We start from the raw sequence: 15,731 nt of genomic DNA on the forward strand, positions 1-15,731 counted from the left end.
CTGAAATTGCAATTGAAGCCGTCCGCCGGGCGGTTTTTGCGTGTTGGAAGGGGGCGAGCATGCTAGCTTGTATGCCACCACACAATTCGAGGGGATGACCGGTTGCTCGACAAGCTTGAACTGTTGCTGGCGCTGGCGAAGGAACGGCATTTCGGACGCGCGGCGGAGGTCTGCGGCGTGACGCAGCCGACGATGTCGACCGGGCTCAAGCAGCTCGAGGAGATCCTCGGCGTGATGCTGGTCCAGCGCGGCTCCCGCTTCCAGGGTTTTACGCCGGAAGGCGAGCGGGCGCTGGATTGGGCGCGGCGGATCGTGGGCGATGCCCGCGCGATGCGTGACGAGATCAACGGGCTGAAGCATCAGCTCTCCGGCGAGATACGTATAGCCGCAATTCCGACCGTGCTCGGCATGGTCGCTGCGCTGACGACGCCGTTCCGCGCCAGACATCCCGAGGTGCGTTTCCGCATCCAGTCCACCACCTCATCGGAGGTGCTGGGGTTGCTCGAGAATCTCGAGGTGGATGCGGGGCTGACCTATATCGAGAACGAGCCGATCGGCAAGGTGCGCACCATCCCGCTCTACAGCGAGAGCTATCGCCTGCTCACCGCGCCCGATGGAATGTTCGGCGATCGCGAGACGGTGACGTGGAAGGAGGTCGGACAGGTGCCGCTGTGCCTGCTGACGCCCGACATGCAGAACCGTCGCATCATCGACCGCGCGTTACGTTCGGTCGGTGCCGAGGCGACGCCGACCTTGACCTCGAATTCGCTGCTCGTGCTGTTCACGCATGTGAAGACGGGGCGCTGGGCCAGCGTGATGCCGGCCAAGCTCGCCGAGACGCTCGGCCTGTCCGATACGGTGCGGTCGATCCCGATCACCGATCCCGACGTCAATTACAGCATCGGCATGGTGATCCCGCAGCGCGATCCGATGACGCCGCTGATTGCGGCGCTGGTCAATGTCGCGCGGGAAGTCGCGCCGTCGCTGCAATCGTAGCCATCAGGCCGCGGCCGATATTCCTGATGCCGACTTGATCGCGTCGCGGGGCAGGGTGACGCGCACGACGGTGCCGACCTCCAGCTTGGAGCGCAGCCGCATCGAGCCGCCGTGAAGCTGCGCCAGCGAGCGGGCGATCGCAAGCCCCAGTCCCGAGCCGTGATAGGTCTTGGTGAGCTGGCTCTCGACCTGCTCGAAAGGGCGGCCGAGCCGCGCCAGTGAATGCGGTGCGATGCCGATGCCGGTGTCGGCGATCATCAGCACGATCCTGTCGTCGAGCTCTCGGCTGCGCACCACGATGCGTCCGCCGTCGGGCGTGAATTTCACGGCGTTGGAGAGCAAATTGACGATGATCTGCTTGGTGGCGCGGCGGTCGGCGACGACGGAGATGGACTTGGCAATGTCGGCGTCGAGCGTCAGGTGCTTGTCCTGCGCGCGGCCGGTGACGACCCGCAGGGATTCCGCCAGCGTCTGCGCCAGGTCGAGCTCTTCCATGTCGAGCTTCATGCGGCCGGCCTCGATCTTGGACATGTCGAGGATGTCGTTGATGACTTCGAGCAGATAATGCCCGCTGGTCAGGATGTCGTGGCAGTATTCCTGGTACTTCTCCGAGCCGAGCTCGCCGAACATGCCCGAGCCCATGATCTCGGAGAAGCCGATGATCGCGTTCAGCGGCGTGCGCAGCTCGTGGCTCATATTGGCGAGGAATTTCGACTTGGTCTGGTTGGCTTCCTCGGCGCGGGTCTTCTCGCGCTGGTATTTCTCGGCGAGATCGGCGAGTTCGCCCGCCTGGCGCTCCAGGGCTGCCTGCGAGCGCTTGAGGTCGATGACGGTGGCGCGCAGGCGTAGATCGTTGTCGACCAGCTTCTGCTCGTGCTCCTTGATGCGGGTGATATCGGTGCCGACCGAGACGTAGCCGCCGTCCTTGGTGCGGCGCTCGCTGATGTGCAGCCAGCTGCCGTCGTCGAGCTGCGCCTCGAAGGTGCGCGCGCCGGGGCCTTGGCTCGCAGTCTCGTTGTGCCGGGTGCGGACCTCGGGCATGCGGCCGACCTCGAGCACGGTCTCGTAAGAAGTGCCGGGGATGACGGCGCTGTCGGGCAGCTTGTGCAGGCGCTGGAAGTGCGAATTGCAGAGCACCAGGCGGTCGCTCGCGTCCCACAGCACGAAGGCTTCGGGGATGGTCTCGATGGCGTCGCGCAGGCGCAGATCGGCTTCCACGGTCCGCTCGGCGAGGCTCTTCTGCTCGGTGATGTCGACGGCGATCCCGATCAGGTGAACGCTGGAGTCCGTCGCGCCGCTGGTCTTTTCGCAGCGGACGCGCAGCCAGATCCAGTGGCCGTCGACATGCTGCATGCGGAAGGTCTGGTCGATGTGGTCGATCTTCTCGGAGATGAGCTGGTCGGCGATCTCGAACAGGTCGATGTCGTCGGACTTCACCAGCGCGTTGACCTCGCCGAAGGTGAGGAGCTCGTTGCGGCCGTCGAGGCCGAGCATCGAAAACATCGACTGCGACCAGAAGATGCGGCCGCGCGACAGGTCCCAGTCCCACAGCCCGCAGCGGCCGCGGTTGAGCGCGGTGTCGATGCGGCCGCGCACGGCGTCGTTGATCAGGTCGCCCTCGCGGGCACGGGTGGATTGCCAGTGGAAGGCGAAGCCGAGGATCAGGACCACGAAGCCGGTGGTGGCCGACAGCGTTACCGACAGCGCGGCGTCCGAGCCCCAGATCGGCTCGTTGCGCTCCTGGATCACGGTCACGAAGCCGGGCAGCGACTTGATCTGCCGCGAGGTCGCCATTGCGGCGTTGCCGTTCGGCAGCGTCATGTCGGAGATGTTGTCGTCGCGCGGCGGCGCCGCCAGCAGTTGCGCCGTCGTGATTGCGTCGAGCAGGCGGTCGTTGCCCGAGGGATCGCTGTCGATCGGGATGCGGGCGAGGATGCGGCGGTCGAGTCCGGCCGAGGTGACGATGACGTGGCGGCCCGAGGCGGTGCCCCAGGATGGAATGAGATCGGGCAGCAGCGCCGGCAGGCTCTCGATGTTCTTCAGCCGCTCCTGTCGCCCGGAGGTCAGGCGGTCGATACGCTCGGCGAGCAGGTCGGCGAGCGCCGAGATGTCGTGGCGGATCACCAGCCGCTTCTGGCGTGTCTGGTCGACGACCTGCACGAACGCGCCGAGGCAGATCGTGATCAGGAACGCGATGATGAGCGTCGGCACGGCACGGCGCAGCGCAGGCTCCGCGATCAGGAGCCGATGATAGGCAGGTTTCGCGATCGATTGCGCCAATCCTTTGATCGAATCGGATTGGACGCACGCGTTCGCGGCGTCTGCACGCGACATGCCTAAAGCCCCCTGGAAACCTGCTTGCAACTTGAGTTCGGAAGCAGCCCCACATCGCTTCCGAATCATGGTCGATTTGAATCCAGATTTCGCGGGCTGTCGAGAGTCAACGAATCGTTAACGCGAATTTATTCTTATCCAATGCGCAGTTTGTGCGTCGCGCGTCCGCAAAGTTACGTGCGCGGCGAGTCCGAAACGAGAACGTGTGACTCCTCGCACATTCTCCGTCACGCGCGCGGCGGTTCGGCGTGACTGATGACGCGCTTCACGCTCGGGAACGCGCGCCGCAACGCGCGCTCGATCGCGTCGACATGCTCGTGCACCCTGATCACGCTCATCGACGGCTCGGCGCGGCAGTGGAAGTTGACGATCTCGCCGGCGTCAGTGTTGCGGACGCGGACATTGTGGATGTCGTGGATCTCGCCGTCGGCGGCATATTCCGTCAGGGCGGCGGCGATGGCCCGCACCCGTTCCGGTTCAGCATCGGCCCCGAACGGCAGTTCCGGTTCCAGCGGCTCGATGTGGACGTCGACCTCGACGTCCGCGCCGAACTCTTCCTGGATGTTGCGTTCCAGCGTGTTGGCGACGTCATGGGCGGCGTCGAGCTGCATCCCGGCGTCGACCTCGAGGTCGATGCTGACGATCAGCTTGGCGCCGAGATCGTGCACCGTGACGTGGTGGATGGCGAGGCCCGAATTGTGGGCGATGACCATTATGCGGTCGCGCACGGTCTCGTTGTCGCGCGCCACGGGGACTGCGGTGAAGGTGAGGTCGGTATCGCCGAAGGCCTTCTCGACGGCTGCTTGCGCGTTGCGCTTGATGTCCTCGACCCGGTCGATGGGATAAGTCCGCGGCACCTTTGCGATCGTGTCGATAAATGTGGTGGCCCCGACCATGCGCACGCGGAGCCGCTCGACGTCGATCACACCCGGTACGTTGCGGATCGCGGCCGTGGCCGTCTCATGCGCGCCTTCGGGGGCACGGTCGACCAGCGTCTGCACGGTCGAGCCGGCCATGCGCAGGCCGAGCAGGGCGATCATCACGGCAACCGCGGCGGCGGCAGCCGCGTCGCCCCACCAGAAGCCGAGGGCGGCGAGGATCAGGCCTACGATCACGGCGAACGAGCCCATCACGTCGGAGGCGAAATGCAGCGCATCGGCGGCGAGCGCCTGGCTCCTGGTCTCCCGCGCGGCGCGGTGCAGGGCACGGGCGCGCCAGAGATTGACGGCGATGTCGATCACCAGCACCACGAACGGCACGGCCGAAATCGTCGGCGGCGCGGTTCCCTCGCGCAGCCGGCTGTAGGACTCCACCAGGATGCCGCCGGCGAGCACATAGAGCAGGGCGGTGACGCCCAGTGCCGAGACGCTTTCGAGTTTGCCGTGGCCGTAATGATGCTCTTCATCCGCCGGCTTGTCGGACACCCGCACCACCGCCCAGGTGATGATGGTGGCGACCAGGTCGATCGACGAATGCAGCGCCTCGGAGATCAGCGCCAGCGAGCCGATCGCGATTCCGACCGCGAACTTGGCCGCCGCCATGCCGCCACTGGCGAAGATCGAGATCGCTGCGACCGAGGTCTTGTTGTGTTGGGAGCTCATGGCGGGGATTTAGCAGCCTATGACTGAACATCAAGCGACGATCCACAGGCGAAGACGCTAGTGAGTTGCAGGAGCGGGTCAGCCCCGTCATGCCCGGGCTTGTCCCGGGCATCCACGGTCTTTTTCAGCCGCGGCGGTGCGTGGATGGCCGGGACAAGCCCGGCCATGACGAATGGAGAGAGCGCGCCATATGGCCTCTCGCCGCCCGCGGTCACTACAGCGTCACGACGATCTTCCCCAGGTGCTTGTTGGCCTCCATGTGCTCGAATGCCTTGTCGATGTCGTCGAAGGCAAACACCTTGTCGATCGGCAGCTGCAGTTTTCGCGACTCGACCGCGCCCCAGATGTCCTTCTTGACCTCGTCGAAGATCTCACGGACTTCCGCGATGGTGCGGGTGCGGAAGGTGACGCCGACATAATCGATGCGGCGGGCCGCGTGCAGGTCGAAGTTGAAATCGGCATGGGTGCCGCCGAGCCGGCCGACATTGACGATACGGCCTTTTACCTTCGTCGCCGCGAGGTTCTGGCTGGCGACCTTGCCCGAGACCTGGTCAACGATGAGGTCGACACCTTCGCCGTTCGTCGCCTTCAGCACCTCGTCGACCCATGTGTGGTCGGAGGAATCGACCGCGAGGTCGGCGCCATACTCCTTCAGCCGGCCGCGGCGGGTGGCGTCGGTCGAGGAGCCGATCACGAGCCTGGCGCCCTTGAGCTTGGCAATCTGCATCGCCATCAGGCCGACGCCGGAGCTTGCGCCCTGGATCAGCACCGCTTGCCCGGGCTGTACGCCGCCGATGGTGACGACGGCGTTGTGCATGGTCGCGAGCGCGACGGGCAGGGTGGCGGCTTCCTCGAAGTTCATGTTCGAGGGCGCGCGGAACAGCCGGCCGTGATCGGCCAGCGTGTATTCGGCAAACGCCGCGCCGCCCGAGCCCATGATGCGGTCGCCGACCTCGACTCCTTTGGCATCCGGTCCAAGCGCGGCGACCTCGCCGGCCCATTCCATGCCAAGCACGGTCCCAGCACCGCCGGCCGCGCCATGGGCGTGGCCCTTGCGCATGCCGGTGTCGGCGCGATTGAGGCCACAGGCGCGGACCCGGACCAGCACCTGCGTGCCTTCAGGCTTTGGTTCAGCGACTTCGGAAATTGCAGCGCCACCAGGGCCGTAGACATAAGCCTTCATGTATTGCTCTCGCTTCTTGCCGGTGATTATTCCGCAGCCTGCGCTGTCGGATGAACGATCATGCCTTCGAGCCGGCTGCGGATGATGGCCTCCGCCTCGCGCACGATGCGGGAGATCAGTTCGGCGCAGGTCGGGATGTCCTGGATCAGGCCCTGGACCTGGCCCGCCGACCAGATGCCTTCGTCCGAGTTGCCGGTCGCGTAGACCATCTTGCCGCGGGCGCCCGCGACGAGCTCGCGGATGTCCTCGAACTTGGCGCCTTCCTTCTCCATCGCGACGACCTTGGTCGAGATCTCGTTCCTGGCGACGCGGGAGGTGTTGCGCATGGTGCGGAAGATCAGCTCGGTCTCGCGCTCGTCATTGGCGACGATCTTCTCCTTGATGAGCTGATGAATGGGGCTCTCTTTGGTCGCCATGAAGCGCGTGCCCATGTTGATGCCTTCGGCGCCCAGCGCCAGTGCGGCGACCAGGCCGCGGGCGTCGGCAAAGCCGCCGGAGGCGATCATCGGGATCTTGATCTTGTTGGCGGCGGCCGGGATCAGGATCAGGCCGGGGGTGTCGTCCTCGCCGGGATGGCCGGCGCATTCGAACCCGTCGATCGAGATGGCGTCGACGCCCATGCGCTCGGCCGAGAGCCCGTGACGGACGCTGGTGCATTTGTGCACGACCTTGACGCCGTGCTTCCTGAACTCGTCGACATGCTCCTGCGGCTTGTTGCCGGCTGTTTCGACGACCGTGATGCCGCTATCGATGATGGCGGCGCGATATTCGGCATAAGGCGGCGGCTTGATGGCGGGCAGGATGGTGAGGTTGACGCCAAACGGCTTGTCGGTGAGATCGCGGCAGCGGGCGATCTCCTTCCGGAGGTCCTCCGGCGTCGGCTGGGTCAGTGCCGTAATGAATCCGAGCGCCCCGGCATTGGCGACGGCGGCGACCAGCTCGGCGCGCCCGACCCATTGCATGCCGCCCTGGACGATCGGATGCTCGACACCGACGAGCTTGGTGAACCGTGTCTGCAGCATGATCTGTTTCCTCCGCCTGCGTGGCGCTCTGTTATCGTTTGATGACGGCAGGATGCCGCCCGGGTCGGGAAAAGTCTATTGCGCCGGCGTGCTGTGGAGGCGGGGCGATCATGCGGGGAGTGGGGGGATTCCGCAGGGCGGATAATTTGAGCGCACGATTATTGCTCCGTCATCCTGAGGTGCGACCTGCGCGGTGCGTAGCACCGGGTAGGAGCCTCGAAGGATGAGCGGCCACGCTGCGAGAGCCGGGCTGTCGCCCTTCGAGGCTCGCCTCGCGGTGCATTCGCACCGCGCTGCTCACACCTCAGGGTGACGGTGATAGATTTACGCTCGCGGCCGCGCGCAAATTCGCACCTCGTCAATCGCAAGGCACGCCTCCGCCCTCTCGCGGCGCATTCGCCCGAGCTTTGCCTGATCGCATCGCCCTTGTCGTGACAAGGGCGCAGGGAAGGCCGGGCGCCGGCTGGCACCCGCAAGTCCGTGCGCCAAAAGAATGCACACGGGGTGGACCACAGGTCAGCCAATCGCCCGGCCTTCCCTGCGCGATGGTTTTAACGTGTCCTTCGTGCTCTCCCCGGGGAGCGATGCACTATGCCCCCGTCGCCATGCAGATGACTGATGCGCGCGCCCGGTTGGACCGCCACATCACTGCAGGACTTGACGCACAGACCCCGGGCGTCAGGACCACACGACTTGTTCGTCCGCGCACGTCCTCGCTGGGACTTCGAGAGCTGGCGTGTGCTCGCACCCGAAACCATGCGAAGACGCTGTCGGCGCCGTGTCGTAGGCGCGAAGCCTGTGCTCACGGTTTCCCGCCCTGCAAGGCTCGCCGCGCCCGACGCCGTCGCGTCCATCGCTGCCCAACCCGCGGTTCGTGACGATCGCGATCCGCCCCTTGTCCCGGGTCAGGGTGTGTCGTACCTACGACAAATCCGAATTTCGGTAAAGTGGAATATTTTGGCGGGCGGGGATTGACAGGCGGTGCGGGAAATTTGCGGGTGTTTTGCCCGACGGGCAAGAGGGCTTCAGCTATTCCGTCGACAGCCGCACCACCTGGCGGCCGCCGTTCATTTCCTTGAGGCTGTTGACGAAGTTTTCGGGGCGCTGCCAGCGGTAGGGGACCTTCAATCCCATGTACTCGGCGATGTCGCCGATGAAGCCGGTGCAATTGGTGGTCTCGGCGTTCCAGACCGGCGAGCTCGCCTGCAATTTCTTGATATAGGCAAACACGCGCTTGGCGTCGGCTTCGTTCAGATAGACGCGGTAGTTCGCGGTCAAATAGTCCGGGTCGAGATCGCCGTAGCTCGCGCCGGTCTCCGCCGGCACCCAGGTGAGGTGACCGAGCACATAGGCCCAGGTGTCGCCGGCCGGCGTGAGCCCTGCCACCTCGACGGCGCGCTCGCTGGTCTTGCCGTACCAGACGAAGGCGTGGCCCCAGCTTGCGGCCGTGCGGGCGCGGAAATCGACGTAGTACGGACCTTTCTCCGCGCGCGCGACTGCGCGCCGCGTCGTTTGCAGCGCCGGCCGTGATGCGGTCTCGGTCGTGGCAAGCGCGTTTGCCTCAGCAACGCGCTTGTTCGCTTCGTGGGCGCAGGCCGAGGGCGTCGTGCACGCGAGCAGGGCCGCGAGCGCGAATCCCGCAAGGATGCAGGGTCCGGATCGATCAGGTTTGTTCGTCACGCTATGCCCCTCGACTGTCGGCCACTCACGCAGAGTCCAGCTTTGCTTCCGCGCGTATTTCGCTGCGCGTCAGTAGCGCGCCGCGACGGGGCCGGGCGCCTTGCCGATCGGGGCCTTTCCAACCGGGCTCTTGCCAATAGGCATCTTGCCGATCGGCGCCTGCTCGGAATAGACGGGAACGGGCTGGCGGCGCGGCAGATCCGCAGCATTCGCAACCGTCACCAGAGCAAGCGTAGCACCCACAACAAATACAATCTTCTTCACAGTCACACCCCTAGAAGGTTTGGTCCAAACACGGCACCGCCGTGCCCCCAGACACGCCTCACAGAAGGGCGGCCGAATGCGTCTACAGTGCGGCATCCGCGCGACATGTTGGCGGCATCTGCCGTGCGCGCCGAGATGTGATGTGTCCAGATGCTTCGGAGTGGCGCCGAGCGCTCCTCACCGGTCGGCGCTCAGGCGAAAATTCATCTCGACCTTTGCGGATGGCGTGCCCTCCGCAACGTGCCAGTCCGAATAGCCCGGTGTCGGATCTGGATCGGAGGAGAGATCGAGCCGCCACGATTGTGGGGGCTGGTTGGGCAAAGTGAGGGTGACGAGGCGGTGGGGTGTTTTGTACATCAGCGAGGCGGAGGTGAGGATCACCTGACGATCGCCGTCATGACCATGCCAGCGATTGGTCAACTCGGCCACGGTATATCCCTGTCGTTCCTGCACCTCGATCCGCACGTCCTCCCTTGCCGGCAAGGTCATGCCGGCTGGCAGCTTGAACTGGAGCTCGAGCGTCATGAAGCCGTGCGAGAGGGTGGGCGAGCGGACGAATTCGTACCACGCCCACCAGCCGAGCCCCGCAATCAGCAGCACAAGCGTGACGGCAAAGGGAAACGAGATGCGGCTGCGGGAGGCCGCTGCGGTGCCGGGCACCTCCGCGTCGGACGGAGAGACGCTCTCTCTGACGATGCCGATCCTGCTGAAGAGCCACAGGCCGACAATAAACCCGATGACACCGCCGATCGGCCCGATCTGGAAGAAGGCCCCCATGGCGGTGCCGCCATCCCGGTCCGGCCCCGCGAGCGTCGCCACCAGGATCGCAAGTCCGGACCAGCCGGCCAGCATGCCGACGAGACCAGACAGAAGGCCGAGGATGAAGCGCATGGGGGATTAGTCGCGCCGAGAGAGATCGCGGTTCGAGCTCGACGCTTGTTTCGATCGTAGCTCGGATGAGTGAAGCGGTATCCGGGGTCTTTGCGCATCGCGCGCCCCGGATGTCGCTACGGACTGCCTTCACCCGATCCGGTTCAGGCTATTCCGGATCGTGGAGAAGATGCCGCCGATGTCTTTTCGCAAGCCGTCGAGCGCGTTGAAATTGTCGAAGATGCGGGCGAGGCGGTCCTCGACCTCGCGTTTGCTCCTGGTCAGCGCGTCGACGCGCGAGGCGAGGCTGACGTCGCCGCTCGCCTCGATCTCGCCGACGGTTTTGGCGAGGAGGTCGCGCGTCGTGCCGACGTCCGCGATCATCGCCTCGATGCCGAACACGGGCGCCTTCAGTGGGACGAGGTCAGCCTGCGACTTCGACAGCTCCGTCTTGAAGGCGTTCAGCGTCGCCAGCGTTTCCTGTAACGCGCCGAGGCGCTGGCGCGACTGGAGAACAAAATCGTTCAGCGCATTCTGGCGGTCGGCAAGCGTATTGCCCTCGGCGTCGATCTCGACACCGGCGAGCGAGCGTTCGAGCTGGGCCCGGCGCTGGCCGAGCTCTTCGAAATCGAGCCCGATGCCTTTGAGGATGTGGAAGCTGTCCTCGATGCGGGCCAGGCGCTGCTCGATCTCGATCTTGTTCTTCGACAGTATCTCGACGCGGGTGCTAAGCGGCGCTTCGCCGCCGGTTTCGAGCTCGTCGACGCTCATGGTGAGGCGCTCATGGCTGAGGCCCAGCTCGCCGATCAAGGCATTGAGGCCGGCGTCCGACGCGCGCAGCGGCACCAGCTCGGCGTGGGACTTCGCCAGATCTTCCTTGTACTGGTTCAGGGTCGCAAAGGTGTTCTGGACCGTGCCGACCCGGGATAGCAGCGTCGATACGTCGCGCGCGATGTCCTTCAGCCGGTCGGCGAGGTTGTTCTTGCGGTCGTCGGTTTCGAGGTCGTGCAGCGAGCGTTCGAGCTGGTTCTGGCGGTCACGGATCTCGGTGAAAACGGGCTCGACTGCGCGGCGCTGCTCGGCGGCCTTGCCGACCATGTCGCGCAGTTCCTGCTGGCGCCGGCGGATTTCGGCGAGCTGGTCGTGCATGTCGGTGGATTCGTTGCGGCCCCGCTGCAGCAGGGCGCGCTGCTCGGTCTCGCCCAGCTTGTCGTGCAGGGCGGAGACGGCCTCCCGGGGATCGCTCTCGATCAGGTGCTGGACGGTGGCGTCGAGGTGGTTCTGCAGGGCGTGGGCGACGACGACGTCCTCGCGGGTCTTCTTGAGACGATCGCGCAATGTGTCGAGGCGCCGGTCCTGGCGCGAGAACAGCCAGGCGGAGGCGCCGATCAGTGCCAGCGCCAAGGCCAGGATCGCGCCGGTCGCAAACCGCTGCGGGACTGGCAGGCCTCCGAACCAGGTGGGCAGGTGGCCGACATCGTAACCGAGCGCCTGCTGGGCGAAGATCGCGATGGCAGCGAGCAGAACAAACCAGGCAACCAGGAAAAACAGCCACATCGTGACTTCCTCACGCCGGCACACATTATCGCCATAATTGCTATTGGAGAGCGGAACCGAGATCAAGGGCGGCGGGGGCTTGCCGGATAGGTCCGGTCGCACGATCCACGGCTGAATGCGTCAGCCGATCGGCGGAGTGCGGTGTGAGGTTGCCGGGTTTCCCTCTGCGGGGCGGCGCTGGCTCATTCCGCCGTCATTCCGAAGCGCGAGCCCGGAATGACAGATTGCGCTACAGCCGAAACTCGTTGGTCAATTCGCCGATGCCGTCGATCGCGACGGTTACCGTGTTCACCGGCTCTTTCATCACGCCGACGCCGACCGAGGTGCCGACGGCAATGAGGTCGCCGGGGAGCAGGGTCATGTCGTGGGAGATCCTGCTGACCAGCTCCTGCGCGGTGAAGATCATGTCCGATATCGGATAGTTCTGCCGCTCCGCGCCGTTGAGGATGGTGCGGACCACCAGCCTGGCCGGATCGAGACCGGTGGCAATGACGGGGCCGAACGGGCCGTAATCGTCGATGCCCTTGGCCCGCGCCCATTGCGGGAAGGTCGGGTCGCTGGTCAGGATATCGTTGGCCGTGATGTCGTTGACGCAGGTGTAGCCGAAGATGCAGCCGTCCGCTTCCGCCGGCGACACCCGCGCACAGGTCTTGCCGATGACGACGCCGAGCTCGCCTTCATAGGTGGTCTTGCCGTCGTAATAAGAGGGACGGCGGATCACCGCGCCGGGTGTCGTGATGCTGGTGGTGGCCTTCAGAAGATAGAGCGGCTCCGGCGGCTCGGGCTGGTTGAGCTTGGCCGCGAGCGCGTGAAAATTGTTCCAGAGCGCGACGATCTTGCTGGGCGCGCAGGGCGCGAGCAGTTCGACCTCCGACAGCGCCAGCGTCTTGCCGGTGGCTGCATGGCTGCCGAACATGTCGCCCTCATGCACGCTGATGCCTGACGAATTCAGCGTGCCGAAGCAGGTCGCACCGCTCTTGCGGAAGCGGAGCCATCGTTTGACCTCGCCAGCCATCATGCCACCGCCAGTGCGCGCGGATCCGATGGCGTCGAGATGCCGTCGTAGAGACCGGCGATGCGGGCGCGCTGGGTGACCATCGCCAGCACGGAATCGAGCGCGGGGGTGGCGATGCTGGTGAGGCGGCCCATCTCCTGCACGACGGTGACGAGCGGGTCGATCTCCATCGGGCGTCCGCGCTCGAGATCCTGCAGCATCGAGGTCTTGTGCGCGCCGACCTTGCGGGCGCCTTCGATGCGGCGCTCGACGTCGACACGGAATTTGACGCCGAACGTCTCGGCGATGCGTTGCGTCTCCATCATGATCGCGCGCGACAGCGCGCGGGTGGCTGGATCGGTGCAGATCACGTCGAGCGTTGCATGGGTGAGTGCGCTGATCGGGTTGAAGCAGACGTTGCCCCACAGCTTGAGCCAGATCTCGTCGCGGATGCGATCGAGCACCGGCGCTTTCAGCCCGGCTGCGACAAAGAGATCGGCGAGGCGTTGCACGTCCGGAGTGGTCTCGCCGGAGGGCTCGCCGAGCGGAAAGTTGTTGCCGTAGACGTGACGGATCACGCCGGGCGCCTCGATCTCGGTGGCGGGATAGACGATGCAGCCGATGGCGCGTTCGGCGCCTATTTCGCGCCACTGCCGTCCGCCGGGGTCGATGCTCTCCAGCGTCGAATTCTCGTATTGGCCGCCGTGCTTGTAGAAGTACCAATAGGGGATGCCGTTGACGGCGGTGACGATGCGGGTATGGGGTCCGAGCAGCGGCTGCATTGTCTCGATCACGCCGGTGATCGAGTGCGCCTTCAGCGTGATGATGATGTAGTCCTGCACGCCGAGCTCGGTGGGATCATCGGTGCAGCGCGGATGCACGGTGTGCTTCTCCTCGCCCGCGAGCAGGGTCAGGCCGCGCTCGCGCATCGCGGCAAGGTGCGCGCCGCGTGCGACCAGGCTGACGTCGGCGCCCGCGCGCGCGAGCTGAACCCCGAGATATCCGCCGATTGCGCCGGCGCCGTAGATGCAGATCTTCATGGAATCCTCGCGAAGCAGCGGAAGCCGGATTTCGGGACGAAAGATCCGGTCCGGCTCGGAAGGGTCCGAGCCGGGTCCGGTAGTCGCAGGGGAAGTGAGGCGCTCTAAGCTGCTTGCGGCGTGCCGTTGATCGCTTCGTCCATGAAGGACGCGATGTCACGCATGCTGATGACCGAGACGAGGCTGTAATCATCGATGACAGGCAGGTGCCGGATGTGATTCCGGTTCATGAGATGGCGAACGTGCTCGATCGTGTCGCTCGACGTGCAGGACACGAGCTGCTGCACCAAGACGAGCTGCGAGACCTTGACGTTGACGGCATTGGCGCCGTGCTCGGCAACGGCGCGCACGACGTCGCGCTCGGTGAACATGCCGACCGCGGTATTACCCTCGGAGCGGACCACGTCCTTCACCACCAGTGCGCTGATATTGTTGGCGCGCATCAGCTTGGCGGCGATACCCACCGTTTCGTTCATTCGCACCGTGACAACGCGCGGTGTCTTCTTGCGCAGAATGTCTCCGACCAGCATTGCAACCTCCCTGGGTGAATGATGAAGCAAGTGTGGTATACATAATACCAATCGTCAAGCGTTCGATTTGGCTGATCCGCAAAATCTTGCGGCAGCAATGCTGACATTTGCCGTCAGCCAAAAAGAAAGGGGCGCATCGCTGCGCCCCTGTGTCACCCGTGCAAGGTGCGTGTTCGTTATGCCGTCTCGGTCTTGGCGTTCCCCGTCGCGGCGTTGGCGCTCTCGGCTTCCTTGCCGAGGATGAAGGAGCGGCGCATCGGCTTGATCACGAACAGCGCCATCAGGGCCGCCGTCGCGTTCAAGGCGACCGCGACCACGAACACGGCCTTCCAGCCATACGTGGCCGAGATCACGCTGGCCAGCGGAACGAGCAGGGACGCCGTCCCCTTCGCGGTGTAGAGCATGCCGTTGTTGGTGGTTGCGAATTTCGAGCCGAAGGTGTCGCCGCAGGTCGCCGGGAACAACGAGTAGATCTCGCCGAACACGCCGAAATAGACCGCGGTGGCGAGCACGAAAACGACAGGCACGTGGCCATAGGCGGACAGCGTCAGCAGCATCAGCGCCGCGGTGCCGAAGGCGATGAACATGGTGTGCTCGCGGCCGATCGTGTCGGAGACGAAGCCGAAGAAGGGCCGTCCGAAACCGTCGAAGATGCGGTCGAGCGAGATCGCAAACGTCAATGCCGCCATCTGGAAGCCGGCGAGCGTGACCGGCGTGTCGGCGATCTTGAAGTCGTGCGCGATCGGAGCGATCTGCGCCGCGGTCATCAGGCCGCCGGAGGCGACCATGACGAAAACGAGATACATCACCCAGAAAATAGGGGCGCGCAGCACCTGGGGCGGGGTGAAGTCGATCTTGGTCTGCGGCAGATTGAGCTGCTTCTTCTTCGGCGGGATCGAGATGCGCGGCGGCTGGATGAAGAAGGCGAGCACGAAGACGATCACGCCCTGGCCGATCCCGAAGGTGAGGAACGCGTGCTGATAGCCGCTCGTTGCGATCATGGCCGCGATCGGCACGACGGTGAGTGCAGCGCCTGCGCCGAAGCCGGCGGCGGTCGCACCGGCCGCAAGGCCCCGGCGATCGGGAAACCATTTCAGCGCGTTGCCGACGCAGGTGCCGTACACCGCGCCCGCGCCCATGCCGCCGATGATCGCGGCCGCGTAGAGCAAGGTGAGGCTATCGGCATAGGAGTTGAGAATCCACGACAGCGCGATCATGACGCCGCCGAACATGACGACGATCCGCGGGCCGTATTTGTCGACGAACCAGGCCTCGATCGGCACCAGCCAGGTTTCGGTGACGACGAAGATGGTGAAGGCGAGCTGGATCGCGGCGCGTCCCCAGTGGTGCGCGTGATCGATCGGATCGACGAACAGCGTCCAGCCGTATTGCAGGTTGGCGATCATCGCCATACAGACGATGCCCATGACCAGCTGAAGCCAACGGAAACCTGTGCGAAGAGGCGCGGCCGTGACGGCGCCATCGGTGCTGGAAATCATCAAAAACCTCCCGAGCGCCTGTCTGGTTCGGCACCGGTCGCAAGATGACCTGATGTCGCAATATTGTGGCTTATCGTCGCAAGCGCAGTGGCGAGCTTGGTATACCATATTCCAGATTGCAAGCCTTATCTTGGCGCGCGGGCGACAAAATGCGAGTTCCG

At 65.0% G+C, this 15,731-nt stretch carries 13 protein-coding genes; 1 reads left to right on the top strand and 12 read right to left on the bottom strand.

All coding sequences use genetic code 11. From position 1 onward, the window contains the following. The first annotated feature begins 102 nt into the window (after nucleotides 1–102). On the top strand, nucleotides 103–996 hold the full coding sequence (locus AC0L21_RS18165; protein ID WP_473263186.1) for a LysR family transcriptional regulator: 894 nt from the start codon (nucleotides 103–105) through the stop codon (nucleotides 994–996). Nucleotides 997–999: 3 nt separating this feature from the next. Here the strand turns inward: AC0L21_RS18165 and AC0L21_RS18170 are convergent, their stop codons facing one another. The 12 genes from AC0L21_RS18170 to oxlT all read right to left on the bottom strand — a co-directional run bounded on the left by AC0L21_RS18170 (nucleotide 1,000) and on the right by oxlT (nucleotide 15,570). Next, on the bottom strand, nucleotides 1,000–3,330 hold the full coding sequence (locus AC0L21_RS18170; RefSeq protein ID WP_473263187.1) for a PAS domain-containing sensor histidine kinase: 2,331 nt from the start codon (nucleotides 3,328–3,330) through the stop codon (nucleotides 1,000–1,002). A 227-nt stretch (nucleotides 3,331–3,557) separates the two neighbouring features. After that, the gene (locus AC0L21_RS18175; RefSeq protein WP_473263188.1) at nucleotides 3,558–4,931 is read right to left on the bottom strand and encodes a cation diffusion facilitator family transporter; all 1,374 of its coding nucleotides are present in this window, start codon (nucleotides 4,929–4,931) and stop codon (nucleotides 3,558–3,560) included. Nucleotides 4,932–5,145: 214 nt separating this feature from the next. Further along, complete coding sequence (locus AC0L21_RS18180) at nucleotides 5,146–6,114, bottom strand: quinone oxidoreductase family protein (protein ID WP_473263189.1); 969 nt, start codon at nucleotides 6,112–6,114, stop codon at nucleotides 5,146–5,148. 26 nt (nucleotides 6,115–6,140) lie between these two features. Then, nucleotides 6,141–7,136 carry an NAD(P)H-dependent flavin oxidoreductase gene (locus AC0L21_RS18185; protein WP_473263190.1) on the bottom strand — a complete coding sequence of 332 codons (996 nt, stop codon included), beginning with the start codon at nucleotides 7,134–7,136 and terminating at the stop codon, nucleotides 6,141–6,143. Between the two features lie 1,029 nt (nucleotides 7,137–8,165). Beyond that, nucleotides 8,166–8,816: a hypothetical protein gene (locus AC0L21_RS18190; RefSeq protein WP_473263191.1), complete on the bottom strand. Its 651-nt coding sequence runs from the start codon at nucleotides 8,814–8,816 to the stop codon at nucleotides 8,166–8,168. Between the two features lie 69 nt (nucleotides 8,817–8,885). Continuing rightward, nucleotides 8,886–9,086, bottom strand: a complete 201-nt coding sequence (locus tag AC0L21_RS18195) for a hypothetical protein (protein WP_007608336.1) — start codon at nucleotides 9,084–9,086, stop codon at nucleotides 8,886–8,888. Nucleotides 9,087–9,257: 171 nt separating this feature from the next. Beyond that, nucleotides 9,258–9,971 carry a hypothetical protein gene (locus AC0L21_RS18200; protein ID WP_473263192.1) on the bottom strand — a complete coding sequence of 238 codons (714 nt, stop codon included), beginning with the start codon at nucleotides 9,969–9,971 and terminating at the stop codon, nucleotides 9,258–9,260. Between the two features lie 129 nt (nucleotides 9,972–10,100). Beyond that, complete coding sequence (locus tag AC0L21_RS18205; RefSeq protein WP_473263193.1) at nucleotides 10,101–11,507, bottom strand: hypothetical protein; 1,407 nt, start codon at nucleotides 11,505–11,507, stop codon at nucleotides 10,101–10,103. 229 nt (nucleotides 11,508–11,736) lie between these two features. After that, entirely contained in the window at nucleotides 11,737–12,525 is a 789-nt protein-coding gene (locus AC0L21_RS18210) for a fumarylacetoacetate hydrolase family protein (RefSeq protein ID WP_473263194.1), read from the bottom strand. Continuing rightward, complete coding sequence (locus tag AC0L21_RS18215; RefSeq protein WP_473263195.1) at nucleotides 12,522–13,541, bottom strand: 2-dehydropantoate 2-reductase; 1,020 nt, start codon at nucleotides 13,539–13,541, stop codon at nucleotides 12,522–12,524. Before AC0L21_RS18215 ends, AC0L21_RS18210 begins: the two co-directional genes overlap by 4 nt. A gap of 104 nt (nucleotides 13,542–13,645) precedes the next feature. Next, nucleotides 13,646–14,071, bottom strand: a complete 426-nt coding sequence (locus AC0L21_RS18220) for a CBS domain-containing protein (protein WP_473263196.1) — start codon at nucleotides 14,069–14,071, stop codon at nucleotides 13,646–13,648. Between the two features lie 176 nt (nucleotides 14,072–14,247). Further along, on the bottom strand, nucleotides 14,248–15,570 hold the full coding sequence (oxlT, locus tag AC0L21_RS18225) for an oxalate/formate MFS antiporter (RefSeq protein WP_473263197.1): 1,323 nt from the start codon (nucleotides 15,568–15,570) through the stop codon (nucleotides 14,248–14,250). Between the last annotated feature and the right edge of the window lie 161 nt (nucleotides 15,571–15,731).

It is taken from the genome of Bradyrhizobium sp. WSM4873 (assembly GCF_055811355.1).